Genomic DNA, 26,512 nt, shown 5'->3' with positions numbered 1-26,512 from the left:
GTCTGTTGACTAGTTAAGCTTTAAGCGGCTTTGGTCGCGGTGGTTTCTTCATCGCTGTGGCGAATTAAGTAATCAAATGCGCCCAGTGATGCGGTCGCGCCGCTGCCCATGGCAATGATAATTTGCTTGAAAGGTGAGTTAGTGACATCACCTGCGGCAAAAATACCTGGGACTGAGGTTTGGCCGCGCTCATCGACTATGATTTCGCCCCTTGGGGTTAAATCGATAGTGCCCTTTAACCATTCCGCATTCGGTACTAGCCCTATCTGCACGAAGATACCTGCAAGTGCGACATGGTGACTCTCGCCAGTGGCTCTGTCTGTGTAGTTCAGGCCATTAACCCGAGTACCATCGCCAGTCACTTCAGTGGTCATGGCTTGGGTAATGATTTTAATGTTACCCATAGAAGCCGCTTTACGTTGCAGTACATCGTCGGCGCGCAGGGTTTTATCAAATTCCAGCACAGTGACATGTTCTACTATGTTCGCAAGATCGATAGCCGCTTCGATACCTGAGTTACCGCCGCCGATCACTGCAACACGTTTGCCCTTAAATAACGGACCATCGCAATGTGGGCAGTAAGCAACACCTTTGCCGCGGTATTCTTTCTCGCCGGGGACGTTCATTTCACGCCAGCGTGCACCTGTGGCTAACAATACGGTACGGCTACGTAATTTAGCGCCGCTTGCCAGTTCAAGCTCGAACAAACCGTCAGTCGTCAATGACAAAGCTTTTTGGTTGTCCATGATGTCAACTTCGTAGTCTCGTACATGGGCTTCAAGGTTTGCCACTAGTTTTGGACCTTCGGTCGCTTTGACCGAAATAAAGTTCTCGATACCGACGGTTTCAGCCACTTGTCCGCCAAACTTGTCGGCAACAATACCGGTGCGAAGTCCTTTACGTGCTGCATAAATAGCTGCCGCTGCGCCGGCTGGGCCGCCGCCAACGACTAAGACTTCGAATGGCGCTTTTTCATTAATTTCATCGGCCTTACGGCTTGCGGCATTGGTATCCAGTTTATTGAGGATCTCGCCAATGCTGATACGGCCGGCGGCAAACACTTCGCCATTTAAGTAGACAGAAGGCACAGCCATAATGTTTTTGCTGGTCACTTCTTCTTGGAACAGGGCACCGTCGATCATCACGTTGGTGATATTCGGGTTAATGGCCGCCATCATGTTCAGTGCCTGTACTACGTCTGGGCAGTTTTGGCAGGTCAGTGAGACGTAAGTTTCAAAGGCATATTTGCCTGGCAGATTGCGGATCTGCTCAATAATATCATCGCTGAGTTTGATTGGGTGTCCACCCGTGTGCAGTAATGCCAGCACGAGTGAGGTAAATTCGTGACCCATAGGCAGACCAGCAAAGCTGATTTGCGTATTAAGTTCTGGGTTAATCACTGTCATCGCCGGGATGCGTTCGCCCTGAACTTCTTTCAGGCTCACCAGAGAAGATAGGCTGACAATGTCTTGCGCTAAGCTTTTTAATTCTTGAGACTTTCTACTCTCATCTGCAGACACGACAAGTTCAACTGGTCTCTTGAGGTTTTGCAGATAGGTTTGCAGTTGATTTTTTAAATTCGCATCTAACATGTGATGACTCCAAAATAGCTTAAAAGGGAGAAAAAGGGGGCCAGTCTAGGCCCTTGCAGGGGCGGGCTTAATCCTTTGCTGCGTGGCGCTACAACTGTGTTGGCTGTAACGCCAATCAGCTTGGGACGCTAGACTGGCGGGGTTGACGCTTTGCAGGCTAAATTAGATTTTGCCAACGAGGTCTAAAGACGGTGCTAATGTTTCGTCACCTGGTTGCCATTTAGCTGGGCAAACTTCGCCATCGTGAGTAGCAACATATTGAGCTGCTTGAATTTTACGAACTAGCTCTTGAGCGCTACGGCCGATGCCTAAATCGTGAACTTCGCTGACCTTGATTTGGCCTTCTGGGTTAATCACGAAAGTACCACGCAGTGCTAAACCGTCTTCTTCAATCATCACGCCGAAGTTACGGCTGATAGTGCCTGTTGGGTCAGCCAGCATTGGGAAGTTGATCTTCTTGATGGTGTCTGACGTGTCATGCCATGCTTTGTGAGTGAAGTGTGTGTCAGTTGATACTGAGTAAACTTCAACGCCCATACCTTGCAGTTTTTCGTAGTGATCCGCCATGTCGCCTAATTCAGTTGGGCAAACAAAGGTAAAATCTGCTGGGTAGAAGAATACGACTGACCACTTACCTAACAGGTCTTGTTCAGTTACAGGAACGAACTCACCATTGTGGAATGCAGTGGCTTTGAATGGTTTGATTGTGCTGTTGATAATTGATTGAGTCATTTTATGCTTCCATTTAGTTGATGATGGCTTAAGTTCATAACGAGGACATTTGCTTGCGTCCTGTCGATGTGAAGCATATTACCGACTCGATTAAAATTAAGATAACGGATAAAAACTATTATCTTAATCGGTTTAGCAGAATGATGATGCGATTAGGTCGGACTCAATCGGTTTAGTCGAATGGTGATGCGATTAGGTCGGACTCAATCGGTTTTTCTACGACTGCTGCGGGTTTGGCGTGATTGGGTGTAGTCTGGGTTTAGTCGGCTGGTCTTTGGTCTTTGGTGATTGAGATAAGATAAATTTCGAGCATAAAAAAGGGATATCAATGATATCCCTTAAAGTGTAAATACAATTAAAACAAGATACTGAGGTTCTAGGTTCTAGGTTCTAGGTTCTAGGTTCTAGTTCTGTGCTTTGGGTTGAGTTAACCAAGTGCTGAGTAAGCGCACGCCGTAACCTGTTGCACCCGCAGGCACAACAGCGGTATCAGTGGCGGTTAAGGCATTGCCCGCGATATCCAAATGTGCCCAAGGCTGTTCGCCCGCAAAGCGTTTTAAGAACATGGCCGCAGAGGAAGCACCCGCGCTGCCTTCTTTACCTGTGTTTGTGAGATCCGCGATAGTGGATTTAAGCTCATCCGCATAGGCTTGATCTAACGGTAAGCGCCAGACTTTTTCGCCAACCTGTTGACCTGCATAAGTTAGCTGCTGCACTAAAGGCTCAGAATCGGTAAACAAGCCTGCGTAAACATTGCCTAATGCACTCACTTTTGAGCCTGTCAGTGTTGCAACATCGATAATCACAGATGGCTTATAATTTTCTCTGGCATACCAGAGGCCATCGGCCAGCACTAGGCGACCTTCGGCATCGGTGTTGAGCACTTCAACGGTGAGACCTTGGGCGGTTTTAATCACATCACCTGGGATCATTGCATGACCCGATACCATGTTCTCCGCCATGGGCATAATCGCCACTACGTTGACAGGCGCTTTTTGAATCGCCATAGCTTTTATAGTGCCAAGCACTGTGGCTGCACCTGCCATATCTGACTTCATCCGCGCGATTGAAGTACCTGTCGCCTTAATATTGTAACCACCCGAGTCGAAGGTGATGCCTTTACCGACCAGTGCGATTGGCGCGTCTTTGCTACCAGGCCAATGGGCGACCACTAACTTAGGTGGGCGCTCGCTGCCTTTACCTACAGCAGCTAAGGCGCCCAGTTGTAGACGTTCGATATCTTTGGCTTCTAATACCGTGACTTTAACACCGAGGGATTTGAGTTTTCTGGCTTCGTTAGCAAAGCTGTCGGGATACATAATGTCTGCAGGTGCGTTTGTCAGATCGCGCGCTAAAAACACACCCGCTTCAACCGCTTGCAGATTTTTATGGTGTTTTTGGTTGCGACTTAAATCATCGACAGCGATTTGGTAATTCTTCTCGGCACGGGGGCTCGCTTTGAACTGAGTGTAGCGATAACTGCGTAGTTCAATTCCGTGTGCAAGCTCAGAGGCAAATAGCGGCGCGGCAGTTAAGCCTTGGGTGAGTACACGCACTGTAGCTTGGGGAACCGTATCGAGTTTGGCCGCAACATTGCCACCAATGGTATTAATGTCATCGGGCGTTAAGTTTTTTGCATCGCCAATGCCGACCAGTAAGACCCGTTTAGCATCAATTTCGCTGGGTACCAAAATCTCGAGGATTTCCCCCCGTTTGCCGGAAAAAATATTATCCGCCGTTGCTAGGTTTAATTGGTCTTGGGTCGACTGAGGTAAAAAGTCGATCCCATAGGTAGTAGAATCAGCGCTTTGGAATAGCACTAATGTATCTGAATTCAGTGAGCTACGAGTGTCAAAACTAAAACTTTCGGCGTTAGCATTGAGAGAGTTAAGGCACGCCAGAGCCATAACGCTTAACATAAATTTGTGCTTATTTTTCATGGTGACAGCTCATATCATGGAAGTGTGAGAAGAATATCAAAGCTCAGCCTTAGGGTTAACTAATTTACGCTATTTTGCTGATATTAGTATTAAATCCAAGGCCCAAAGCGTGTCAATGATCGATCAAGGGCAAAACCCAATTGTTGCGATAAAGATTGAGCACTACTTTTAAGGGCCGAGGTGCCTAAAAGCTGTGGCGATTGGCTCGCAAAAATCACCCAATTACCGCCGCCTGTGAGACAAGCGTTCACATGGGCAAAGTGTTGTTGTAAGTTGGCTAACAACTCGCGATTTTGGCTATGTTCTTTCCAGCAGTTCAGCACTAAATAACCGTTGGGTTTGATGAGGTTAGTGCACTGTTCAAGGAATATTGGCGAAAGCTGCCCTGTTTCAACGCCTTTGGCTGTGTAAATATCGGCAAAAATTACATCCACTTTTTTATGATCGCCAGCAGCTAAAAAAGCAATAGCATCATCATTGATAAGATTGAGCTTTTTACCTATCGGCAGCTGAAAATAGCGCTTAGCTAACTCAATCACCGCGGGGCGTAATTCCACCGCTGTTAACTTTATTGCCGCGTCGAAATTGCGCAGTGAGTGAATAATCGAGCCGCCGCCTAAACCTAAAACAATAGCGCTCTTGGGCTTACAAAACAGTAAAACCAACAGCATGGCTTGCACATAAGTGTGCTGGGGAATATGGGGCGCCGCCTTGAGGATCTTACTCTGCTCATCGTTATCCCCAAAGGACAAGATCCGTGAGTCGTCATAATCGATTATACGAATCGGGCCTAGTGCGTCTTGGGTTTCATGTAAGAGGGTCGAATCGGCCATATTGGATTAATTACTCGGTTTAGCTGTTTGGCTTGTTTGCACGGGCTATAACTGCTCGCGCAAAAAAGTTAGAATTCAGACAGTTTTAGTTAATTGAGCCGCTATTATGACAAATCAAATCCTGCTTGCCTGTATTTATCTTGCAGTGTTTATCTTTTTACAGCGCGCCTTAACCCATTGGGTTAGAAAACTCGCGCAAATGAAGCAAGTGAGTGTTGCACGGACCAGTTTAGTGACCCGTTTTATTTCCTATGTGATGTTTTTTATTACTCTGTCCTTGATGGCGGTCTCGCTCGGACTGGGCTATCAGGATGTGTCGCTATTTGTGTCATCCGCCTTTGCAGTAATGGGCGTAGCATTGGTTGCTCAATGGTCGATATTGAGTAATTTAACCGCTGGCGTGCTGATCTTTTTCGTGTTTCCCTACCGTATCGGTGAACGTATTAGAGTGGTTGATAAGGATGAAGATATTAGCGGCGTGATCATCGAAATCGCTTTATTCCATGTGCTTATTCACCGCGATAACGGCGATACCATCACTTATCCTAATAACCTCATGCTGCAAAAGGCAGTGTTAAAGCTCGCCGATCAAACTCCCTTAGCCGAACGTCAGGCCTTACTCGAAGGCAAAAAGAAGTTTGATCCTGAGTAACAAAGGATATAGATACATGGTCATTGAAGAAGATGTTGGCAAATTGATTGATACTGAACTTTATAGTTCATTACTCGTCTATGCAAAAAAGAATAGCAAAGTAAATGTGAATGAATGTGATCTACCTAAAGTGTTATTAGCCTATGATGCACAAAAAATAAACGCCGCCGAGTTTTCTATTTTAGAGATGGAGAAGATAGTGTCATCGAACATGCCACTATTTACTCGTTTCTTCGATAAAAAAATAGATACTTTTATTGATGCACCAGATGAGCAAGAGAGCAATGATGATGTTATCGCAACACTGCCTTTTTATAAAAATTTCTTGGTGATATACATTATTGAGTTCTGCCTCTTAATTGAAAAGCAAGATGAACTAGAACGTTATCTTAAAAAAATAAGAGTACCAGGCAGCAAAAAATATTCACGAAAATTAAAGGAGATAATGACTGCTTTGTAATTGAGAACAGTCAGAGTAATACGTGTATATAATTTTGAAAAAACTTGATAGATCTGACCATGGTTGGCAACCTTAGTTATTTGGAGTTCGCATGTTTGCAAAGTCAATAACCATTTTTCCTTTTGGTGATATTTCAGGAAAAGGTCAATCAAAAATCTGGGAAAGGAAATTAGATATACCTTATTTAGGGGATGGCTTTCTCATACGTATTTGGGGGACAAAAGAGGGACCAACAGTATCCCAATGTGAGGCATTCGATAAACTCATCAATAATGCCGATCAGATTAGAAAAGATGCAACTGCTAGGATTATTCATTTCCTTACCTCTTCTGACATTGTTCCTGCAGATATTGAGCTCTCCTCATCCAATGTTTGGACATTTTTGTTGCCATGCTTGATCGAAGTTAATGCAAATAATGAATACAGCCTTGGTGTTGGTAAGCTAGGTTCAAATGCCATTTCCATTGGATATGATATTTCTTGGGGTGAAGGTTTTCCCCTTTTGCAGATAGGTGTTTTAGATGGCTTTATCGATGAAATATATTCTGAATAGTGATTATCTGCTTTTTACTAGCAGTTTAATATATGAAAGGATGAATCACTAAAACCATAATATTAGTTAAGGTTTTAGTGATTCATTTGATTTTAAAAAGTTAGATCGTTAGGTGTATTTTTGATAATTACTGAACGCTATTTTAACGAGGCGATAAAGGCTTCAGACTTTTGGCGGTAGGATTCTTCAAATGCAATGATAGCAGCTATGATACCAGAGCCCAAAAGCACTTGTAGAGAGGGGATAAGAGTAGCTATGCCCACTGTCGACCAAAAGTTAAGGCTAAATCCACGTGTCATCCAAAACTGACTCGCTAGGCCAATTAATGAAAGCACGACGGCTAATAACGAAACAACGGTTGTTACTCGGGTAATCATTAATAGTAATGCTAAGTTTTTTGAGGATAAATTTTTATAGGGTTTCATTTTTACTCTTTCCTTAAGTATTTTATATCTTGTATGTTTAATTTATAAACTAGTGAAGCACTCTTTGAAAAAAAGCTACCGCTTGCAGGTACATTTGCAGTGCGAGTGCGGGATCATAGCGTTCGCCTTCATCACGCATAAAGGCGTGTTGGGCGTTGACTTCAAGCCAAGTGAAGTTACGGTTCAGCGCCATTAATTGCTGGTGGATTAGTACTCGTCCCTCCGCGGATACGTGGGGATCTTGCTTGCCGAACACTAACACTAATTCCCCTTGAATATCACCGCTGCGGCTCAGTGAGTCATTACCGTAAGCGCAGGGTAGGGTGTTGGAATGAATGTCGGTTGGATAGAGGCAAAATGCACCTAAAATAGCGGGATTGAGTGCGGCACGGTAGGCTAAGTGGCCGCCGATACACACGCCCATAGAGCCAACTTTGCCATTGCAGTAAGTTTGTTGAGTGGCAAAATCGATCAGTGCTTGGGTATCGCTATCGTGGTGTTCTAAGGGTTTGGCAAATTTATCGGCGTTACCTTTATCTTTACCCGGTTCATCGTAGGCGAGCACTGTGCCTAAAGGATTGAGTTCATGGAACACTTCGGGTACTAACACCACAAAACCGTGGCCAGCAAGAATAGTGGCGGTGCGGGCGATGGGCGCAGTTTGCTGAAATATCTCGGAATAAAAGATGATACTTGGGAATATTCCCTGTGCTTCTGGGCGATAGATATAGGTGCGCATTAGCCCTGAAGGCGTGGAGATATCCTGAATTTCCTGAGTCACTAACATATTTATATTCCTCTATGAGGCTTCAAACGTTGAAGCCTCACTTTAGCAGTCAGGATTTTATCTGTCAGTTAAAACAATTCGTTACCAGAGAGTTCACCGGCACATAGTGCTTTTATATTGCTCAAGGTCGTTTTGGCAATGGCGCCTAGGGCTTCTTCGGTGAGGAAGGCTTGGTGACCCGTGAAAATCACGTTATGGCAGGCTGATAAACGACGGAATACATCGTCTTGAATAATTTCATTCGATTTGTCTTCGAAGAACAGCCCTTTTTCGTTTTCGTATACATCGAGCCCAAGCGAGCCGATTTGTCCCAGTTTTAATGCTTCCATTGCGTCGAAAGCATTGAGTAAACCACCGCGGCTGGTGTTGATCACCATGACACCGGGTTTCATCTTGGCGAAGCTGGCTTGGTTTAGTAAGTGACGGTTATCCGCGGTCAACGGGCAATGCAAGCTGATGATATCGCTGTTGGCATAAATAGAGTCGAGATCTTGATATTCAACATTCAGCGCTATGACAGCCGGATTGATAAAGGGATCGAAGGCTATGACTTTACAGCCAAAACCGAGCAATACCTTGATGGTTGCTACGCCGATTTTACCTGTACCAATCACGCCGACGGTTTTGCCGAACATGTTAAAGCCGACTAAGCCTTCGAGGGAGAAGTTGGCATCGCGGGTGCGTTGGTAAGCTTTGTGGATTTTTCGATTCAGTGTCAACATCAGTGCGACTGTATGTTCGGCCACGGATTCAGGAGAATAAGCTGGTACGTTAACGACTTGCATGCCTAAGCGTTTAGCGGCAACTAAATCGACGTTGTTAAAGCCAGCGCAGCGCATGGCGATAATTTTTGTGCCACCCTTAGCGAGTTCGACCAGAACTTCTTCACAGAGTGAATCGTTGACAAAGGCACAAACAATTTCAAAACCTTCGGCAAGCTTCACTGTTTGCATGCAGAGGCGATAATCGAAATACTCAATTTGTGCACCAAACGCAGCATTTGTGCGGTTAAAGTGCTGCATGTCGTAATGTTTTGCGCTAAAAAATCCAATTCTCATTTCAGTCACCTAACGGGTTTGCTGATGTCATTATCTGGCAAAGAGTGTAAGTGAGTTAGGGCTTTTTGTCCTTAGCCTTAGAAAATTCCCCTTTAAAAGAGTGAGCTTTATCATCAATTGGGAATAAAAAAGCGAGCCCCTGACGGCTCGCTTATTGATTGACTGCTTTTACTTGAAGTGTTCAAGCTAGAGCTCTCATATTGAAAGTCGTACTATATGAGCTGAGGGCTAGTCCTTTAACCCTCCGTTATTGCATTTTACTTTTTGTCTTTAGCGTATTTAGCTGCAGATGCACCCGCGATACGGCCATAAGTAACGATATCGGAGATAGCATTACCACCTAAGCGGTTAGCACCGTGAACGCCACCTGTGACTTCACCTGCTGCATATAAACCATCAATAGGCTTGCCCGTTTTTTCACTCTTCACTTCGGCTTTAGTATCGATCACAACACCACCCATAGTGTGGTGAACTGCTGGCGCGATTTCGAGAGCGTAGAAAGGTGCAACAACTAATTCACGTGGTAAATCAGGACGTTCAAATTGAGCATCTTTACCTGATTTCACAAAGCCATTATAAGCTTTCACTGTTTTAGCGAGTTCGGCCGCTGGAATATCTAACTGTTTAGCCAGATCTTCAATTGTTTTGCCTTCTTTAACAATGTTCAGGTGCACATAGCCTTCGATAGCTTTTAAGCTCTTACGGATAGAGTCATCGAATACCAAATAAGCACTTTCGCCTTTTTGTTGCAGAATCGCGGCAGACGCTTTGTCACGGGTGGTGATTTCGTTCATAAAGCGGTTACCTTCACGGTTAACCACGATCGCACCGTTACCACGTACCGCTTCGGTGATCATCACGCCACCAGCAGGTGAATAAGTTGGGTGAGCTTGAATAAACTCTAAGTCGCGAGTTGCTGCACCCGCTTGTAATGCCACGTCTAAGCCATCACCTGTAGCACCTGGGTGGTTAGTCGCTTTAAAGCCTTTTAACTTAGGATCGTACTTAGCTACACGATCGTTATTTTTCGCAAAACCACCCGCTGCGATAACGACAGCGTCAGCTTTGACAACGTAATAACCTGTGTATTCACCCTTCACCAATACGCCGGTAATTTTACCGCTCGCATCTTCAAGAATACGTACTACACGGCTGTTTAAGCGGATGTCAGTACCACGTTTCACTGCATTGTCCCATAGAACTTGTGCTACGTGTGCACCCACGCCAGCGCCGCCTGTTGGACGGTGACTACGGTTAACACTTGCGCCACCCATACGACCTACGTCAGTCATATCGGCACCCATAGAGGTTAACCAATCGATAGAGTCTGATGAGTTGTTGGCTAAGGTTTTGACTAATTCAGGATCGTTAATATTGCGACCACCTTTCATGGTGTCGTCGATCATGATTTGTTTCTTGTCTGCGATACCTAGTTTAGCCTGTGGCTTAGTTTCTGCAGCGTTCATACCGCCAGCAGCAAGTTTAGTGTTTCCGCCTGGGATAGGTTCTTTTTCAAGCAGGATAACTTTAGCGCCTGCATCACGGGCTGAAACGGCTGCAGCAAGACCTGCACCACCTGAACCTATGATCACGACATCAGTGGTTTCTTTTGCGCCAGCGGCAATGGCTTTATCTTGAGCAGCTTTGTCTGCATCAACAGGCACAAACTTACGTTCCCACTTACCACCGTAAGGCATATCGAAGCCGAAGCTGTGACAAGCATCGCAATAGGTGACTGATTTTTCATGACCTTTATGGCAGCTAGTACAAGCAATTTCGCCAATTAGGTGAGATTTATGGGGTGATACTTTATCTTTAGGTGCAGCGGCGGCCAGTTCTTTTAAATCACCGTGGCAGCTAACACACTGAGCATTTTCATGGGTAAGGTTGTCGTTGGTGACGCCACCTTTGTCTGATACGTGGCAGCTGTCGCAGCTACCCATTTCACCGTGAAAATCGGCTAGCACTTCTGGTGCTGCATAGGCAGTACCTGCCATAGCGCCAGAGATCAGCATGGCTAGTGCTGTTTTTTGAATCTTTCTTGTGAACATGATAGTTCCTCCGCCGTATATTCATCTACTTAATAAGGGTTATTCATCGTGGCGTGATATTTATTTTTTACGCAGCTCACGCACTGTTAGAGCATTCTCCATTTGCAAATTTAGCACTATCTAAAGAGGTATATGTGTGTTCAGATCACATAACCTTTGTTACAGCGAAAATAACATATTTAAAATGTGCAATCGGATGGGAAATATTAATGAAGTTGAGACTAATCACTGCTTCAATACGGTATAACATGCGTTAGTTAACATATTGAATGGATTGATTTTAACTTTATAAAATAAAAATGGCATGAATTATGGCTTTGGTGGTGTGTTTTATCTATTTGTATTTTATAGATATTATAATTTAATCTTGTATATTGAGGAGATGGCTTATTTATTTTTATATATTCTATAAATAATGTTATTTCAAAAGCCTTTATTGTATAAAATTATATTATCATTTTAATTAAATGTTACGCAATTGATTCTTAAGGGGTTGTAATGCACAAACAAGGCATATCAGAAAAACGTTTTTGGTTTCAACGTTTGAGTAAAACCAGTTTAAGGGCATTACATATTTTAGGGATCGTTGGTGTCGGTGGTGGTATTTTATTAGATGTAAATAAAGTGCAATGGTTGAGTTATTGGTATCTCGCGATGACGACGGGCAGCATATTAATGTTGTGGGAAATCGCACGGGATTGGCGCTGGCTGATCCAGCTTAAGGGAGTGTTAACTTTAGTAAAAATAGGCTTGCTTGGCCTGTTTGTGCCGCTGGCTCATTACAAACCTGAGCTGTTAATCGTGATACTTTTTTTGTCAGTTATCGTGTCCCATGGCCCTGCAGGGCTCAGGCATTATTCTATTGTGCATCGTCGGCAAATTGACTCGAAAAAAGAAATTAAGGGCTAATTGATATGTCTGTAACCCATACGTCAACTTTAACGCCTGCTGCGTTAATCACAGAGTTCGCTTGGCCTAATCCATCTGTGTCTAACTTAGACTTGAGTTGCTTCGATGGACTTAAGGTGCTCGATCTCGCTTGCGGTTCTGGGCGTAATGGTTTGTGGTTTTTAGCGCAAGGGGCTGAAGTGACTTTTATCGATCGAGATTTGTCAGCCATGTCACACATTGATCAGGCTAATGCTTACAAATTACAAAGGGATTTAGAAGCAGAGGCAGGACCATTATTACCGGTTCAAGAGTACGATATTGTCTTAGTATTTAATTATCTGCATCGCCCATTACTGCCACAAATTGCTAAGGCGGTTAAGAGCACAGGCCTTATTGTCTATGAAACCTTTACAATGCAACAGGCGCAGATAGGTCTGCCACGCAACCCAGATTTCTTACTTACTGAAAATGAACTCAAATCAGTGTTTGCTAACTGGCAATCTTTACATTACTTTGAAGGTCGATTATGTGATCCGCAGTCCACTCAAAGCAGTTATAAAGCCCAGTTGATTGCGCGAAAACCTACAACGTAAATTTATTGATTGAGACTCAGAGGTCGTAGGATGTTTCCCTATCCAGAGCAATATCGCATTGCAACGCCGCCGTTGACGACCGCCTTTATGGTGGCGTGGGCTTTATTCAGTCACAGCTTATTTTCCGATGCAAATCCTGTCGCACTCTATCCGCTGTTAGCGCTATTTCCTTTGGTGATTGGATTACACTTATATTTGATTTTGTTAGCAAAAGGAATGGGGCGACTCGATCAGTGTTTCTATGCCTTAGTGCATATCCCACTGGCGTTTGTGGTGTGGACATTCACTATTATGCACGTGAATGGTAACGCTTTTTCTTAAATTCGCCTGACGTTTTAGAGAAAATAACAAAAAAAAGCGCCCTGATAATCAGAGCGCTTTTTTTGATTTTGTATTGCTAACAATTAGGCCGTGGTGTTGATGTTGTGGCCTGCATTGCCTACGGGTTTTGGCGCCGCAGCTGCAATTAAATCTACCGCGATTTTACCTTCGGCTTTTTGCTGCTCTTTTGCTAACTGAGCAACCTTAACGCCAATTGCACCATTTTCTAGATTCGGTGCGATAGCTTGGGTATTCAGTGAAATTGACATAACTAACCTCGATTGTAAGCTGGATCCCTTTATCGGCAAACCCACGGTTAACTTTAGTCGTTACACATGAATTTGCCAATTTGCAATTATTTTGCCTTGGCCGTGAGCAGTTTGCGGCCGATAACAATTATTGCTGTAACGCCTAGCGAGCCTAAAATCAATCCGAGTGCCAGGCTCACATTTTGCAGTGCTGTTGGGTCAATAACCAGTGCGATACCCATACCTAACATCATCACGCCTGACATAAGTTTCAGGGTTTGGCCTTCTTTTTCGGTTAACTTACGTTTGCCTAAGGTCGCACTGAAAACGATAACAATAATAGCTAGCGGGATCACATATACAATATTGTATAAAACCAGATACATATAGCGTTCAATGTCTGGCAGATTGTGCATAGATAGCACACTGGTGTAGATCATTGGGAAGCCTGCGGTGCAAAGTAATTCATAGGCGTTGGCAAGGATAGCTAATACGGTAGAACCTATGAGTAACGCGCCTAAGTTACTGGAATTGGATAGTTTCCCCATGCGTTTTATTAGACTCGTACGATTTTCTGCCGACATCGATAGTGTCACTTCTCCCTTAGTAAAGAAGTAGTCTTTGATATTGATGACTCCTGCGATCAAAGCTAAACAACCCGCTGCTAAAATGATCATACCGCCATCACTGCCTGCCCCCAGCAGTTGGAAGATGTTTAGCCATGCCGTCATAAACAGGAAATAGATAAAACCGGAGAAGAATACGAAAATCCCGCCGACGAGTAACATGCGGCTGCGACTCTTGGCATTAACCATTATCGACAGTAAAAATAGCAACACAAAGAAGGCACAAGGGTTAAAAGCATCGACACCTGCGAGCACTAAGGTGAGTAACGGCAGAGACATAGTCTCAGGTGTCACTACTCCCACTAAAGGTAATTCAACGGGTTGAACTTCTGGCTCTGCAACGGGCTCGCTTAAGCTGGTGGCATCACAGGTACCTTCGCCAGTATCTGTGCCACAAGTGCCAAAGAGCGGTGCATCTGTTTGAGCGCTTGTGGTTGTGCTGGTGGCTCCTTTGGTGGGGAGGTCAGCGTCGCTCAGTTTACCGCCAAGGGATAAATAACAATTCTTCAGTCGATTGACTAAAAACTCACCCGTTACCGCTTCACTTGAATATCCCACAATGGCCTTTTCACAACTTGCCATATAGGGTACTGAGCGTGCTTCAGTACTGGTTTTGGAGGCGATATTTTGCCAAATATCCTGTACGCCGGGATCTGACACCCTATGGGATTCGAGTTCTATCCAAGGGTATTTTTGCGGTAATGAATCAATGAACGGATGGGCCTCTGCACAGTGCGGACAGGTTTTTGACCAAAAGAAATACAGCTTAATTTTGAGTTCACCCTGATCATTCACATAATGCCACGTTCGATCCGCTGAGCTTGAGGGTGTTGTCTCGGCCCAGCTCGGGATAGAAAAGGCAAAGAGGAATAATAGCGAGCAAAAGAGAGATAATTTCGATAGATATTTTGTCATAGCGCCTCCCACAGAGAGTGGGTTTAAGTATCGTCAAACGGTTCGATTATCTCTTACTCTACTTAAATCAATCATTTTGATTAAATTAGATATTAAGAAGTGTTAGTTAACTCGCGAATAATAATTTTTTGGGAACTGAAACCAGTTTATCTCCCTGTGAAATGGGGTGATGCACACTCACTCTCAGTTTGAGCTGTTATTGGCTTATAAAGAATAAAGCACCCGAGGGTGCTCTATTTCTGACGTTATCAACAGTTGTCGATGATGGGTTATGGTTAGCCTAGCGTTACGCCATTTACGCTAAGTTTCACGTCGATATTATTGCGCGTGGCGTTCGAGTATGGACAAACTTGATGTGCATGACGCACGAGGGCTTCTGCGGCTTCTTGCGGTAAATCTAAGCTGACTTCTAAGGCAACCGCTAATGCAAAACCACCGGCGTCATTGGCACCTATGCCAACAACCGCACTGACTGGCGCTTCGGTAATATCCACTTTGCCGATTTTTGCGACGTGCAGAACGGCGTTTGAGAAACAGGCGGCATAACCTGCGGCAAACAGTTGTTCAGGATTAGTGGCGAGACCGCTACCGCCCATGGCTTTTGGATAGGCTAAAGCGACATCCAGTAAACCATCATCAGTGCTGACTTGACCTTGACGACCCGCTTTTGCTGTGGCACGTGTTTCATAAAGTGTTTTCATAGTATTAGACCTTCTGAGGTTAATGATTAAGTAAATCAATTTAAATTGTGCGCAATTCAATTGTGATAAACTATAATTCGATCTTTGGTGTGAATGCAAGTATATTGTGCGCAATATATTTAATTTGTCGGATCTTCCTATGGCAACGCTTCAACCCAATACCCGTATTAATCCTGTTGATATGGCCGAAAATGCCAGCAAAGAGAATGCCTTATGTCTTGAGAATCAAGTGTGCTTCTCACTTTATAGTGCCGCGAATGCTATGGTGCGCGCCTATCGCCCTTTGTTGGACAAATTAGATCTAACCTATCCGCAGTACTTAGTCATGCTAGTGCTATGGGAAGAGCAGGGGATTAGTGTCAAAACCTTAGGCGATAAACTTTTCCTCGATTCAGGCACGTTAACGCCATTGCTGAAGCGGCTAGAATCTAAAGGATTAGTGACTCGCGGGCGTAGCGAGCAGGATGAACGCGTGAGAGTGCTGGCCTTAACGCCTGCAGGACTTTCCCTCAAAACACAGGCAAGTGAAATTCCCCATTTGATGCGTTGCAAAGTCGGCGGCGAGGCGAGCGAACTAAAAGCCTTAAAGACTATGTGCGATCAAGCACTTAAGCAATTACATGCCAGTATTGATTAAACTCTTATCGTCGAGATTTGATCTAAGATTAACTTATTGACATATTAACGCTTATTAGCGGTTCGACTGAGCGTAATGAGTTGTATGCTTGAGGCTCAGCGGGTCAGTCGTCTATTAGCGGGTCAGTCGTCTATTAGCGGGTCAGTCGTCTATTGAAGGTTAGCGAGAGTGAGTTATGGCCAGTTTCGATATAGCCATTATTGGCGGTGGGATCAGCGGTGTCGGCATTGCTCAATATGCGGCAGCGGCGGGCTATTCCACCTTGCTGATTGAAAAGGGGGAAATTGGCGGCCAAACCTCGGCTAATTCCAGCAAGCTTATCCACGGTGGTTTACGCTATTTAGAAACTGGACAAATTAATTTAGTCCGCAAATCATTGCTTGAAAGGCGACATTTACTCAATCTTGCGCCATCACTTGTTAAAGCTGTGCCCTTTTATATTCCCGTGTACGACAACAGTCAGCGCAGTCCTTGGACCATTCGCGCTGGACTGAGTATGTATGCACTGCTGAGTGAATTTGATCCTTTAGGCCAATTTGTGTCAGTACCTGCTGTGCATTGGCATCGTTTCAAGGGATTAAAACTCTCTGGATTAAAAGCCGTATTTCAGTATTGGGATGCGCAGACCGACGATAAATTGCTCACTCAAGCGGTGGCGCGCAGCGCGCAGGCACTGGGCGCTGAAGTCTATGCCGAGGCTGAATTTCTTGAGTTGGAACACAAGCGCGAGACCTGTGAGCTGAGTTTTAGCCACAGGGGCGAGGCCCATAGTGCCGAGGCGCGTCTAGTTATCAATGCCGCTGGTCCTTGGGTGAATGAGGTGTTGAGTAAAGTGTTGCCCCCACTTGCGGGTGTTGAACTCGATTGGGTGCAAGGCGCCCATGTGTTACTGGATATTCCTGCGCCCGATGGCATCTTGTACTTAGAGTCATGCTTCGATAAACGGGTAATATTTGTGATGCCTTGGTATGGTCAAACCTTAGTCGGCACCACAGAAACTGAATTAACCTCTTTAGATAAGCCGCCCCAAGCGACCGAGTCTGAAATTAATTATCTGCTTGGTATTTATAAGCATTACTTCCCGCTAACGCCGGAGATTGATGGGCTTAAGGCTTTAATTACCCAAACCTTCTGCGGTATTCGGGTTTTACCTAAGCAAAATAGCCAAGCCTTTGAGCGACCGCGGGATACGTTGATGAAAACATCAATTTCCCATCCGCGAATACTCAGTTTATATGGCGGTAAGTTAACGACGTTTCGCAGTACCTCGGCCGAAGTGCTTGAATGGATTGAAAAGGCCATAGGTAAGCGGCAGTCTATTGCTGATGTTGATAAACTCACCCTATCTTGAGTGCGCCGTGAATTATGCACTTGATGCTGATTTGAATATGCTTCAAGGTGATTTTTACCTGTAAAACCGCTACAGTGTGGCGCTTTTTTACTGATATCTAGGATCTGCCGTGAATGCTGCTATTGTAAATACCGCCAAGCAATGTGGTTATTTTAACCAAGGTCAGTGCCTTTCTTGCCGGCATATACAACAACCTATGGTGCAGCAAGTGGCGGTTAAGACTCAAATTTTACAGCAACTACTCGCGCCTTTTATCCCTGCTAATTTGCCCGATATTTTTCAGCCGCCGGTAATTGGCGAGGACAGCGGCTTTCGTAATAAAGCTAAAATGGTGGCCTTAGGCGCCGCCCATGCGCCTGTGTTGGGGATTGTGGGCCCAAGTGGCGAGGCGGTAGATCTTTGCGACTGCCTTTTATATCCATCAGATATGCAAGATTTATTACATCGCTTAACACGCTTTGTGCAGCAGGCTGGACTTCCTCCTTATCGGGTAGATAGAGCCAAGGGTGAACTTAAATTTATTCTGCTGACCCGCAGTCAAGTGCGTGGTGAATATCTACTGCGGTTTGTACTGCGGTCCACCAATAGTATCGAACGTATCGAACGTGAATTACCTGCATTATTAGCTGAATATCCGCAAATAAAAGTGGTGTCAGTCAATATCCAACCGGTTCATATGGCAATACTTGAGGGGGATGAAGAGATTTTCTTAACTGAGAATACTAGGCTTGAAGAACGTTTTAATCATGTGCCTTTGTTCATTCGGCCTAAAAGCTTTTTCCAAACCAATCCACACGTTGCGGCTCAGTTATATCAAACGGCCCGTGAATGGGTTGCCGAGTTTTCACCTCATTCGTTATGGGATCTCTTCTGTGGTGTAGGCGGTTTCGGACTGCACTGTGCATCCAAAGACATTACCCTCACAGGGATTGAAATTGAAGCTGAAGCGATTGCCTGCGCGCAAATGTCAGCGCAGATGATGGGGCTCGAAAACGTGCAATTTATGGCGCTTGATTCCACCGACTTTGCTAAGGGTAAAAGCGCTGCCGATAAGCCGGATTTGATCATAGTTAATCCGCCGAGGCGCGGTATTGGCGAGGCGCTATGTCAGTCTTTAAGCGAGTTTGCCCCTAAGGCCATTCTCTATTCAAGCTGTAATCCGCAAACCTTAGCGAAAGATCTCGAACATATTCAAGGCTATCACTTAACCAAAGTGCAGCTATTTGATTTATTCCCCCACACGGATCACTTCGAAGTACTAGTCATGTTGGTGAAGGATTAATTTTTTAGCTCATCAATTTATCACTAAGCATTTGTGTTCACTCGCTTTACGACTCTTGAAGTCCGCTCAAACAATCATAAGGACTCTACCATGTGGAGTCTTTGCAATACTTTTATCTGTGCTGCTCCCGTGAAACTTCATCAAAGTGTCTTTTTAGTGGCATAATCTTCAGCACTTTATGCATTGATGGACGGCGATTTATGCTACAGATTTTCCTACGCTTTTTTACCTTGGGCTTGATGAGTTTTGGCGGGCCTGCGGCGCACATTGGTTATTTTCGCCAGACCTTCGTAAATGAACTCGGTTGGCTCGATGATAAGCGTTACGCCAGTCTGGTTGCCTTAAGCCAATTTATGCCGGGGCCAGGGTCGAGCCAAGTGGGTTTTGCCATTGGTTATCAAAGAGGCGGGCTTGTTGGCGCGCTTGCTGCTTTTGCCGGTTTTACACTACCTTCCTTTATTTTGATGTACTTACTGGCGGTAACAACGTCGGCTTGGCTCGCCAATCATTATGTTCAAGGGATGATTTATGGGCTTAAATTAATGGCCGTCGTTGTGGTTGCCGATGCTGTTCTCGCCATGTTTAAACAGTTCTGCCAACGCAAATCCGCACGCCTATTAATGTTAGTCAGTACTGCTGCAATTTTGATTGCGCCATCTATGTGGACGCAAATCCTTTTGTTACTTGGCGCCGCCACTATCGGCATCTATAAATTGAGTGCGATCCAAGATGACACAGTACCGCTGGCACAGATTCGATTGAATTACTTCTATTTGTTGCTCTTTTTCGTGTTGCTCATCGGCAGTTTTTTTATCGTGGATTTAGGCTCTGAAGCTTGGATCTTCGGTGAGTTTTATCGCGTAGGGAGCTTAGTATTTGGTGGTGGTCATGTTGTGCTGCCTCTGCTAGAAACTGCGGTGGGTGATACTATAGGTGGCGATCGTTTTCTGACAGGTTATGCCTTTGCCCAAGCAGTGCCAGGACCTATGTTTACCTTTGCGACCTTTTTAGGCGCTGAAGTGATGTTAGATAAGCCCTTCATGGGGGCTTGCATCGCAACCGCAGCCATTTTTTTACCCGGTTTTTTACTCATGCTGGTGGGGTTGAAAAGCTGGCATGCGATTGCTGCAAGACCAAAAATTGCTGGTGCGATAGCGGGCGTCAATGCCTGTGTTGTTGGCTTACTTGCCGCAGCACTTTATCAACCCGTGTTTTCTCAGGCGGTATTCTCAGGTAAAGATATGGCCTTGGTATTGCTTGGTTTTGGTGCATTAAAGTTATTTAAACCACCCATGCTACAACTGGTATTAGGTTTTAGTGTATGTGGTGTGCTGCTTAATATGCTTTGAACTGAGTCGTTATTAATCGAATGTTTATTGAGCAAGATTAAGATTTTGTTACTTTAAGCGCATAGAAATACAACAATCTTAGCTATACTCCGAAGATACAAGTTGTAATCCTTTGGAGCATTCAAGTATGTCTAAGTTGAGTTTGCGCAATAAATTATTATTGCTATCGCTGTTTCCTTTGATCCTCGCATTATTGGTGTTGATGTCGGTTTCTTATTATGTTGAGCAAGATGCGCTTGCCGATGAGGTGGTTACCTTTAGATCTAAGCTCGTCGGTGAACGTAAACAACAAATCAAAGAAGCTACCGAAATTGCCGCTGGTATAGTGAATTACCAATTATCGTTAAAAGAACAAGGGAATGTGAATCAAGCGCTAAGAGACATACGTTTTGGCAGTGCGGGTTATTTCTTCATGTATGACTCTCAAGGGAAAAATATTTTCCATGCCCTCATACCGAGTTTAGAAGGGCAAAATAAAATGGATATGACAGATCCTCGCGGCACTAAAATTATCGTCGGTCTGCTCGATGCCGCTAAACGTGGCGATGGTAGTTTCTCCTATTACTATCAAAAACCTAATACTAATGAACAGATTGAAAAAATCAGTTACGCCATGATGATCCCAGGTACTGACTGGATGTTAGGTACTGGGGCATATATCGATGATATTGAAGCTGTTGTTGAAGATTATCGCCAGACAGTGACTGAGCAAATGGCAGAAAAATCCTTCGCGATTTTGCTGATAGCGCTTTTCCTTACGGGTATTACTGGCTTTATCATTATGATTGCCGCCCACCGTATGGTCGTGCCAATCAAGAATATGGCCGATAACTTAAATGATATTGCTAAGGGCGAAGGGGATTTAACCAAACGACTTACCGTAAAAGGTGAAGACGAAATTGCCCAACTTGGGCGCTCCTTTAACCTCTTTGTCGATAAACTTCAGCATATTATCGGCGATGTTGCGACTGCGACGGCTAAAGTAAAAACGGCAGCCAATGCGATTCATGATCAAACTAAAGTCATGTCGAGCCAGTTGGTGAGTCATAACAATGAAACCGATCAGGTGGTGACTGCAATCACTGAGATGTCCTCCACTGCGAACGAAGTGGCTAAGAATACCACTCAAGTAGCCGAAGCGACTCACGCTGCTACTGGTGATGTGGCAAATGCTCAGCGCTGTGTTGATGCTTCGCTTGAGGAGATTGCGTCTTTAATGTCGCAAATCAACAATGCGGCAGGCAGTATAAAATCACTCAGCGAGCAATCACAGAAGATCAACAGCGTGCTTTCTGTCATTGGCGGTATTGCCGAGCAAACAAATCTATTGGCATTGAACGCCGCCATCGAAGCGGCCCGTGCTGGTGAACAGGGTCGTGGATTTGCTGTGGTCGCCGACGAGGTGCGTAATTTAGCCAGTCGAACTCAAGCCAGCACGTTAGAAATCAACGAGATGTTATCGGCACTGCATAAGCTAGTGACCCAAGCCGTGAAAGCCATGGAAGAGAGTCAGCAAAGCTGTGTACGTTCGGTGGATTCTTCTCGCACGATTTCCGATAGTTTAGGTTCAGTCACTTCAGCGGTAACGGCGATTAATGATATGAGTACCCAAATTGCGGCCGCGGCGACAGAGCAAAGCTCAGTAACCGAAGAAATTAACCGTAACGTGTATGCCATCCAAGAGATTGTAAACGAGCTGCTTCATTCCAGCGAAGATGCCGCTAGGATCAGTATGACAGTCTCGGAAGAAGGCATTAACTTGGGCAAGTTAGTGGGCCAGTTTAAGATTTAATTGCAGCAATCTTGATTAAAAACGGGAGACTTAAAGTCTCCCGTTTTTATTTGGCTTATTTACCTTTTTGAAGAGCACTTAATCCATCTACTTTAGTCAATCCAGCCTAGTCAGTTCATTCTAATCAATTTTCTCGGCAACCCGCTCAACCCTTACCGAGCAGACCTTATATTCTGGGATAAAAGCGACAGGATCGAGTGCATTGATGGTGAGTTTATTCGCCGCAGCTTCCACAAAGTGGAAGGGCAGGAATAGTACGCCAGCTTGGGCTCTTTTCGTCACAAAGGCGTCGATTTCAATTTCGCCGCGACGGGTAGTAAGTTTGATTTTATCGCCATTGCCTATGCCGAGTTGCTCGGCGTCATAGACTGAAATCATTACCTTAGGCGAGCCGAGTAAGTCGAGTCCAGCCGTTTTACGGGTTAAGGTGCCTGTGTGGAACTGTTCCAGTAAACGTCCGGTCGACAGAGTGAGCGGGTACTCACTGCAGGGCATTTCTGCGGGTAAGCGATAACTCACTGGCGTAAACTTACCTAAGCCGCGGGTGAATTGACCTTGGTGCATGATGGGCGTTCCCGGATGGGTTTCATCTGGGCAAGGCCATTGAATACCTTGGGGAATTTTACCGTCAACTCCAGTGCTTAATCGTTGCCAAGTAATGCCGCGATATTGTGGTGTCAGCTCATTGATTTCCTGCCAAATCGCTTCTTCATTAGGGTAATCCCAAGCGGCACCCATCGCATTGGCAATGGCTTGGACAATTTGCCAATCGGGCAGGGCTTCACCTGGCGGTAGCAGGGCTTGTTCGAGTCGCTGCACTCGTCGTTCAGTATTAGTGAAATGACCGCGTTTTTCGACAAAGGCTGCGGCGGGCAGAACCACATCGGCAAGCTCGGCGGTTTCGGTGAGGAAGATGTCCTGCACCACTAAAAAGTCGATTGCATTAAGCGCCCTAAGCACATGGGCTTGATCTGGGTCGCTTAATACGGGGTTTTCGCCCATCACATACAACGCCTTGATTTTCCCTTTGGAAATATCATGCATCATATGGGTGGCGGTTACGCCAATTTCTCCCGATAACGGCGTTTGCCAATGTGCCTCGAAACGCATTCTGGCGTGAATGTCGGTGACTTTTTGATAACCACTGAAGAAGTTAGGCAGTGCGCCCATGTCACAGGCACCTTGCACATTACTTTGTCCCCGCAGTGGATTAATCCCCGCTCCTTCAACCCCAATATTGCCGCACAGAAGTTGTAGATTAGATATGGCGGTAACATTGTCGTGTCCCGTCGTGTGCTGGGTAATGCCCATGGCATAGTAGACTGCGGTTTTGTCGGCAGTGCCTATGGTTTGGGCGATGCGGGCGATATCTTCGGCTTTAACACCTGTTATCAAGGCTGCGTTTTCTAGGCTGTAATCTACTTTTTTGAGTTCAGCATAGAGAGCATCCACGCCTTCGGTGCGCGCGGCAATGTAGCTTTTATCCTGCCAGTCGTTGCGGATAATTTCCGCCATAATCGCATTGAGTAGCATGACGTCAGTGCCGGGTCTGTGGGCGACATAAAGCTGTGCACTGTCGGCAATGGCGACACGTTTAGGATCGGCCACCATTAATCTTGCGCCATGCAAAGCCACGGCTTGCTTAATTTTCGAGGCGATGATCGGGTGAGCACTGCTGGTGTCTGAGCCTATGATAAAAATCACATCCGATGCTTGAATGCTCGGAATGTCATTGGTCATGGCACCACTGCCGATACTTTGCTGTAGCCCAGTGACTGTGGATGAATGGCACAGACGGGCGCAATGGTCGATGTTATTGGTGCCGAGTATGCTTCTGACAAATTTTTGCAGGAGGAAGTTTTCTTCATTGGTGGCTTTTGCCGAGGCCAAGCTTGCCAGTGCATTGCTGCCATGTTGCTGTTTTATTTGCTGTAAATGTTCGGCCACATAGGCGATGGCTTCAGGCCAACTACTTGGCGTGAGCTGGCCATGTTTACGAATGAGTGGCGTGGTGAGGCGTTTTTCACTGTGAATAAAATCGAAACCAAATCGCCCTTTGACGCAGAGCATGCCTTGGTTAACCACAGACTCTTTATTGCCCTCAATATGACGGATCTGATTCGTGTTGGTATCGATTTTAAGGTCAAGCCGACAGCCTACGCCGCAATAGGTACAAATCGTTGAGGCGGTTTTGAGTGGCGTTTCATCGCCTTGGCGTTTATCCCGCGCATCGACGAGTGCACCCGTTGGGCAAACCTGCACACAGTTGCCGCATTGCACACATTTGCTGTCGGCCATGCTAGCGCTAAAGCCGACTCTCGGTGCGCGGCGCGTGGCGGTTTCGCTTATATCTTGCGGCAGTGCTTGATAGGAATCATGGGCAAATTGAATCGCACAATGGCCACTCTGCAACTGGCACACATCGACGCACTTACCACAGCTAATACAACGATTTGCATCAAATTGAATGAACGGACTCGATTTATCGACCGAAAACTTACGCACGCTTTGAGTGCTGAGTGACTTAGGTTCGACATGGTAGTCGGTCGCATAGTCCCTTAATTTACAATCCGTATTAGCTTGGCAGGCGCATTCGAGGCAGCGAGCCGCTTCTTGCATGGCGGCATCGGGAGCAAAGCCTAGCTCGACTTCGCCGTAATTGAGTAAACGTTGCACCGCGTTCAATTCGGGCATGGTTAAACGGGCTTTACGTGCGACAGAGGGGTAGAGCTCGGTAGTTGGCAAGCCTTGTTTTATTGTGTTACCGACTGCTTTTGATGAATTAAATTCAGTGGCATGCAGCTCACAGCTTAGGCCTTGTTTGAGTAATTTATCTATGGCGATGGCGGCTTTATGGCCATCGCCTATGGCGGCGACTGCGGTGGCAGGACCGCGGCGCGCATCCCCCACCACGAAGAGTTTTTCAACCCCTGATGACATAGTGTGCTCGCAGCCAATAAAGGTATTCCAGCGGCTGAGAGCGAGTTCACCATTACTTAAGTGGCTCGCGGGATCTTGCATAAAACTCATATCGGGAGTTTGTGATACTGCGGCTATCACAGTGTCGAAATCTTGAGTAAAGGTTTCACCGGTATCAACGGGAGCGCGTCTGCCAGAGGCATCGGCTTCGCCGAGTGCCATCTTAGCGAAGGTGACTGAATGGACTCTACCTTGCGCATCGCTATAGTTTTCAAGCGGATTGGTTAAAAAATGAAACTTCACCCCTTCGACTTCGGCCTCATGTACCTCGTAAGCTTCGGCGGGCATTTCTGCGCGGGTACGACGGTAAATTAGGGTGACATCGCAACCTTCACGCACTGCTGTGCGGGCGCAATCAATAGCGGTATTGCCACCGCCAATGACGGCGACTTTCTTACCTAAAACAAGTGTCTTTTCGAGACAATGATCTTTTAAGTAATCGACACCTAAGTAGCAACCCGCGAGTGTGCTGCCGGGATAATCCATAGGCACAGCTTTTTGGGCGCCAATGGCGAGACAGACGGCATCAAAATCTTCAACTAATTGATTTAAATGTATCTCGTGACCGAGACGTGTTTCTGTGTGGATGGTTAACCCGTTATGGCACAAGAGTTCGATTTCTTTATCGAGTATCGCCTTAGGTAAGCGATATTCAGGAATGCCATAGCGCAGCCAGCCACCCGCCTGTGGCATAGATTCGAATATCTCAACGCTATGGCCTTGGTTTGATAAGTAATATCCAGCACTTAACCCTGCTGGACCCGCACCGATAATGGCGACTTTTTTGCCCGTGTCGGCTTGGCGTGGTGGCACATAACTCATGCCCCCACTTTCGCCATCAGCTAAGTCGAGATCTGCAGCGTGACGTTTTAATTGGCGTATGGCAATGGGCTCATCGACGAGTCCGCGGCGACATTGTGCTTCACAAAAAGCAGGGCAGACACGGCCAATGGAGAGTGGCAGCGGCAAAGTTTGTTTAATGACTTTAACGGCTTCAGTATGGTTGCCTTGGGCGATGTGATACAGGTAACTCTGCACATCCACGCCCGCAGGGCATGCTTGTTGGCAGGGGGCTTCGCAATCGGCAAAATGATCGCTCAAGATTTCAGTCAGCACTTGTTTGCGTTTTTGACTTAAGAATTCAGACTGAGTTATGACTCGCATGCCGACGGTGGCGGACGTTTCACAGGCGCGTACGCAGCGCAAACTGGCGTCGGAATTCTCAATCTGGACGACACACAAATTGCAGGCTTGCTTGTCTGCATGTTCGTGAACGCCTAATTGCTGCGAGGCTGCGCTGGGATCACATAAGCTGGGTATTGCTATGCCAGCAGCATGCGCCACTTGCAGTAGGTTATCGGTCGGATTAACCGACAACACTTGGTTATCAATTTGAAGTTCTATCATCCCATGGCCTTTTTATATGTAGGGTGCTTAGCTGCTATAGCGCGGGGCTGCAGGCTTAGGTTGTTTCGAGTATACCTAGACAGCTTTAGAAGACGCTTATGGGCGAGTGAAGTTTACTGCAAAATTGCAGCTTGAATCACAAACCCGCCCAGACTGTGCGCTGGTGAATGTTTGTTCTGATTTAGTCGTGATAGGGTTGGCGTTATCAGGCCTTTTTAGTTGTGTTTCCTTTGATATTATGTGGATTTTTTAGGCAGGAGAGCGCTTGTGTGTCAGCCATTGGCCTCGCGCATAGCACTATCTTGGCTAAATTTAAGTAAGATCACAGTCTTAACTC

Annotated in this window: 23 protein-coding genes; 11 read left to right on the top strand and 12 right to left on the bottom strand. The window is 45.7% G+C overall.

The window, feature by feature from the left end; genetic code table 11:
- Window positions 1-20: 20 nt before the first annotated feature.
- The 4 genes from ahpF to L5M51_RS09610 form a co-directional block, all read right to left on the bottom strand.
- Window positions 21-1,592: an alkyl hydroperoxide reductase subunit F gene (gene ahpF / locus L5M51_RS09625; protein ID WP_263172489.1), complete on the bottom strand. Its 1,572-nt coding sequence runs from the start codon at window positions 1,590-1,592 to the stop codon at window positions 21-23.
- A gap of 162 nt (window positions 1,593-1,754) precedes the next feature.
- On the bottom strand, window positions 1,755-2,324 hold the full coding sequence (gene ahpC / locus L5M51_RS09620; protein ID WP_105250080.1) for an alkyl hydroperoxide reductase subunit C: 570 nt from the start codon (window positions 2,322-2,324) through the stop codon (window positions 1,755-1,757).
- Between the two features lie 404 nt (window positions 2,325-2,728).
- Window positions 2,729-4,264 carry a leucyl aminopeptidase gene (locus L5M51_RS09615; RefSeq protein ID WP_263172488.1) on the bottom strand — a complete coding sequence of 512 codons (1,536 nt, stop codon included), beginning with the start codon at window positions 4,262-4,264 and terminating at the stop codon, window positions 2,729-2,731.
- Window positions 4,265-4,353: 89 nt separating this feature from the next.
- On the bottom strand, window positions 4,354-5,097 hold the full coding sequence (locus tag L5M51_RS09610) for a spermidine synthase (protein WP_263172487.1): 744 nt from the start codon (window positions 5,095-5,097) through the stop codon (window positions 4,354-4,356).
- Window positions 5,098-5,203: 106 nt separating this feature from the next.
- Here L5M51_RS09610 and L5M51_RS09605 point away from each other — a divergent pair, with 106 nt between their 5' ends.
- From L5M51_RS09605 to L5M51_RS09595, 3 genes are all read left to right on the top strand, one after another.
- On the top strand, window positions 5,204-5,749 hold the full coding sequence (locus tag L5M51_RS09605; protein ID WP_106651494.1) for a mechanosensitive ion channel family protein: 546 nt from the start codon (window positions 5,204-5,206) through the stop codon (window positions 5,747-5,749).
- A 16-nt stretch (window positions 5,750-5,765) separates the two neighbouring features.
- Window positions 5,766-6,209 (top strand): hypothetical protein, encoded by a 444-nt coding sequence (locus L5M51_RS09600; RefSeq protein ID WP_131525118.1) that lies wholly within the window; start codon window positions 5,766-5,768, stop codon window positions 6,207-6,209.
- A 91-nt stretch (window positions 6,210-6,300) separates the two neighbouring features.
- Window positions 6,301-6,762: a hypothetical protein gene (locus L5M51_RS09595; protein WP_263172485.1), complete on the top strand. Its 462-nt coding sequence runs from the start codon at window positions 6,301-6,303 to the stop codon at window positions 6,760-6,762.
- A 137-nt stretch (window positions 6,763-6,899) separates the two neighbouring features.
- Here the strand turns inward: L5M51_RS09595 and L5M51_RS09590 are convergent, their stop codons facing one another.
- From L5M51_RS09590 to fccA, 4 genes are all read right to left on the bottom strand, one after another.
- A complete protein-coding gene (locus L5M51_RS09590) occupies window positions 6,900-7,187 on the bottom strand; it encodes a hypothetical protein (protein WP_173246570.1) in 288 nt (95 codons plus the stop codon).
- 49 nt (window positions 7,188-7,236) lie between these two features.
- The gene (locus tag L5M51_RS09585) at window positions 7,237-7,974 is read right to left on the bottom strand and encodes a dienelactone hydrolase family protein (protein ID WP_173246565.1); all 738 of its coding nucleotides are present in this window, start codon (window positions 7,972-7,974) and stop codon (window positions 7,237-7,239) included.
- Window positions 7,975-8,042: 68 nt separating this feature from the next.
- On the bottom strand, window positions 8,043-9,032 hold the full coding sequence (locus L5M51_RS09580; protein WP_105250073.1) for a 2-hydroxyacid dehydrogenase: 990 nt from the start codon (window positions 9,030-9,032) through the stop codon (window positions 8,043-8,045).
- A 257-nt stretch (window positions 9,033-9,289) separates the two neighbouring features.
- On the bottom strand, window positions 9,290-11,083 hold the full coding sequence (fccA, locus tag L5M51_RS09575; RefSeq protein ID WP_113939829.1) for a fumarate reductase flavoprotein subunit FccA: 1,794 nt from the start codon (window positions 11,081-11,083) through the stop codon (window positions 9,290-9,292).
- 498 nt (window positions 11,084-11,581) lie between these two features.
- Here fccA and L5M51_RS09570 point away from each other — a divergent pair, with 498 nt between their 5' ends.
- The 3 genes from L5M51_RS09570 to L5M51_RS09560 are packed head-to-tail and all read left to right on the top strand — an operon-like array spanning window position 11,582 to window position 12,888.
- Window positions 11,582-11,992, top strand: coding sequence for a hypothetical protein (locus L5M51_RS09570; protein ID WP_105250071.1), 411 nt, complete (start codon window positions 11,582-11,584; stop codon window positions 11,990-11,992).
- A 5-nt stretch (window positions 11,993-11,997) separates the two neighbouring features.
- Window positions 11,998-12,567, top strand: coding sequence for a methyltransferase domain-containing protein (locus L5M51_RS09565; protein ID WP_263172481.1), 570 nt, complete (start codon window positions 11,998-12,000; stop codon window positions 12,565-12,567).
- A 30-nt stretch (window positions 12,568-12,597) separates the two neighbouring features.
- A complete protein-coding gene (locus tag L5M51_RS09560) occupies window positions 12,598-12,888 on the top strand; it encodes a hypothetical protein (protein WP_105250069.1) in 291 nt (96 codons plus the stop codon).
- An 83-nt stretch (window positions 12,889-12,971) separates the two neighbouring features.
- On the opposite strand, the gene L5M51_RS09555 is transcribed toward L5M51_RS09560, so the two are convergent.
- From L5M51_RS09555 to L5M51_RS09545, 3 genes are all read right to left on the bottom strand, one after another.
- Window positions 12,972-13,157, bottom strand: coding sequence for a hypothetical protein (locus tag L5M51_RS09555; protein WP_028759392.1), 186 nt, complete (start codon window positions 13,155-13,157; stop codon window positions 12,972-12,974).
- Between the two features lie 86 nt (window positions 13,158-13,243).
- The gene (locus L5M51_RS09550) at window positions 13,244-14,677 is read right to left on the bottom strand and encodes a cytochrome C biosynthesis protein (protein ID WP_173497334.1); all 1,434 of its coding nucleotides are present in this window, start codon (window positions 14,675-14,677) and stop codon (window positions 13,244-13,246) included.
- Window positions 14,678-14,952: 275 nt separating this feature from the next.
- Window positions 14,953-15,378, bottom strand: coding sequence for an organic hydroperoxide resistance protein (locus L5M51_RS09545; protein ID WP_131524696.1), 426 nt, complete (start codon window positions 15,376-15,378; stop codon window positions 14,953-14,955).
- A 139-nt stretch (window positions 15,379-15,517) separates the two neighbouring features.
- On the opposite strand from L5M51_RS09545, the gene L5M51_RS09540 reads away from it, so the two are divergent.
- From L5M51_RS09540 to L5M51_RS09520, 5 genes are all read left to right on the top strand, one after another.
- Complete coding sequence (locus tag L5M51_RS09540) at window positions 15,518-16,015, top strand: MarR family winged helix-turn-helix transcriptional regulator (RefSeq protein ID WP_411569245.1); 498 nt, start codon at window positions 15,518-15,520, stop codon at window positions 16,013-16,015.
- Between the two features lie 175 nt (window positions 16,016-16,190).
- The gene (locus L5M51_RS09535) at window positions 16,191-17,366 is read left to right on the top strand and encodes a glycerol-3-phosphate dehydrogenase/oxidase (RefSeq protein ID WP_263172480.1); all 1,176 of its coding nucleotides are present in this window, start codon (window positions 16,191-16,193) and stop codon (window positions 17,364-17,366) included.
- Between the two features lie 109 nt (window positions 17,367-17,475).
- On the top strand, window positions 17,476-18,648 hold the full coding sequence (gene rlmC / locus L5M51_RS09530) for a 23S rRNA (uracil(747)-C(5))-methyltransferase RlmC (protein WP_263172478.1): 1,173 nt from the start codon (window positions 17,476-17,478) through the stop codon (window positions 18,646-18,648).
- A gap of 200 nt (window positions 18,649-18,848) precedes the next feature.
- A complete protein-coding gene (gene chrA / locus L5M51_RS09525) occupies window positions 18,849-19,997 on the top strand; it encodes a chromate efflux transporter (protein ID WP_263172476.1) in 1,149 nt (382 codons plus the stop codon).
- Between the two features lie 127 nt (window positions 19,998-20,124).
- Window positions 20,125-21,789: a methyl-accepting chemotaxis protein gene (locus L5M51_RS09520; RefSeq protein ID WP_263172475.1), complete on the top strand. Its 1,665-nt coding sequence runs from the start codon at window positions 20,125-20,127 to the stop codon at window positions 21,787-21,789.
- A gap of 120 nt (window positions 21,790-21,909) precedes the next feature.
- On the opposite strand, the gene fdhF is transcribed toward L5M51_RS09520, so the two are convergent.
- On the bottom strand, window positions 21,910-26,175 hold the full coding sequence (fdhF, locus tag L5M51_RS09515; RefSeq protein WP_263172472.1) for a formate dehydrogenase subunit alpha: 4,266 nt from the start codon (window positions 26,173-26,175) through the stop codon (window positions 21,910-21,912).
- Window positions 26,176-26,512: the final 337 nt, after the last annotated feature.

Origin of the sequence: Shewanella sp. SM73 (assembly GCF_025653795.1) — a bacterium.
In the GTDB taxonomy this organism is placed as follows: domain Bacteria; phylum Pseudomonadota; class Gammaproteobacteria; order Enterobacterales; family Shewanellaceae; genus Shewanella; species Shewanella oncorhynchi.
Note: the sequence above shows the minus strand (reverse complement) of the source record. Positions and strands in the feature narration are given on the sequence as shown.

Bases quoted from the DNA above. Each gene is read 5' to 3' on its own strand.
- L5M51_RS09545 (WP_131524696.1), bottom strand. From the start codon at position 15,378: ATGAAAACACTTTATGAAACACGTGCCACAGCAAAAGCGGGTCGTCAA.
- L5M51_RS09595 (WP_263172485.1), top strand. From the start codon at position 6,301: ATGTTTGCAAAGTCAATAACCATTTTTCCTTTTGGTGATATTTCAGGA.
- L5M51_RS09550 (WP_173497334.1), bottom strand. From the start codon at position 14,677: ATGACAAAATATCTATCGAAATTATCTCTCTTTTGCTCGCTATTATTC.
- chrA (WP_263172476.1), top strand. From the start codon at position 18,849: ATGCTACAGATTTTCCTACGCTTTTTTACCTTGGGCTTGATGAGTTTT.
- L5M51_RS09590 (WP_173246570.1), bottom strand. From the start codon at position 7,187: ATGAAACCCTATAAAAATTTATCCTCAAAAAACTTAGCATTACTATTA.
- L5M51_RS09520 (WP_263172475.1), top strand. From the start codon at position 20,125: ATGTCTAAGTTGAGTTTGCGCAATAAATTATTATTGCTATCGCTGTTT.
- L5M51_RS09535 (WP_263172480.1), top strand. From the start codon at position 16,191: ATGGCCAGTTTCGATATAGCCATTATTGGCGGTGGGATCAGCGGTGTC.
- fdhF (WP_263172472.1), bottom strand. From the start codon at position 26,175: ATGATAGAACTTCAAATTGATAACCAAGTGTTGTCGGTTAATCCGACC.
- L5M51_RS09565 (WP_263172481.1), top strand. From the start codon at position 11,998: ATGTCTGTAACCCATACGTCAACTTTAACGCCTGCTGCGTTAATCACA.
- L5M51_RS09540 (WP_411569245.1), top strand. From the start codon at position 15,518: ATGGCAACGCTTCAACCCAATACCCGTATTAATCCTGTTGATATGGCC.
- L5M51_RS09585 (WP_173246565.1), bottom strand. From the start codon at position 7,974: ATGTTAGTGACTCAGGAAATTCAGGATATCTCCACGCCTTCAGGGCTA.
- L5M51_RS09605 (WP_106651494.1), top strand. From the start codon at position 5,204: ATGACAAATCAAATCCTGCTTGCCTGTATTTATCTTGCAGTGTTTATC.
- fccA (WP_113939829.1), bottom strand. From the start codon at position 11,083: ATGTTCACAAGAAAGATTCAAAAAACAGCACTAGCCATGCTGATCTCT.
- ahpF (WP_263172489.1), bottom strand. From the start codon at position 1,592: ATGTTAGATGCGAATTTAAAAAATCAACTGCAAACCTATCTGCAAAAC.
- L5M51_RS09560 (WP_105250069.1), top strand. From the start codon at position 12,598: ATGTTTCCCTATCCAGAGCAATATCGCATTGCAACGCCGCCGTTGACG.
- L5M51_RS09610 (WP_263172487.1), bottom strand. From the start codon at position 5,097: ATGGCCGATTCGACCCTCTTACATGAAACCCAAGACGCACTAGGCCCG.
- L5M51_RS09580 (WP_105250073.1), bottom strand. From the start codon at position 9,032: ATGAGAATTGGATTTTTTAGCGCAAAACATTACGACATGCAGCACTTT.
- ahpC (WP_105250080.1), bottom strand. From the start codon at position 2,324: ATGACTCAATCAATTATCAACAGCACAATCAAACCATTCAAAGCCACT.
- L5M51_RS09600 (WP_131525118.1), top strand. From the start codon at position 5,766: ATGGTCATTGAAGAAGATGTTGGCAAATTGATTGATACTGAACTTTAT.
- L5M51_RS09555 (WP_028759392.1), bottom strand. From the start codon at position 13,157: ATGTCAATTTCACTGAATACCCAAGCTATCGCACCGAATCTAGAAAAT.
- L5M51_RS09615 (WP_263172488.1), bottom strand. From the start codon at position 4,264: ATGAAAAATAAGCACAAATTTATGTTAAGCGTTATGGCTCTGGCGTGC.
- L5M51_RS09570 (WP_105250071.1), top strand. From the start codon at position 11,582: ATGCACAAACAAGGCATATCAGAAAAACGTTTTTGGTTTCAACGTTTG.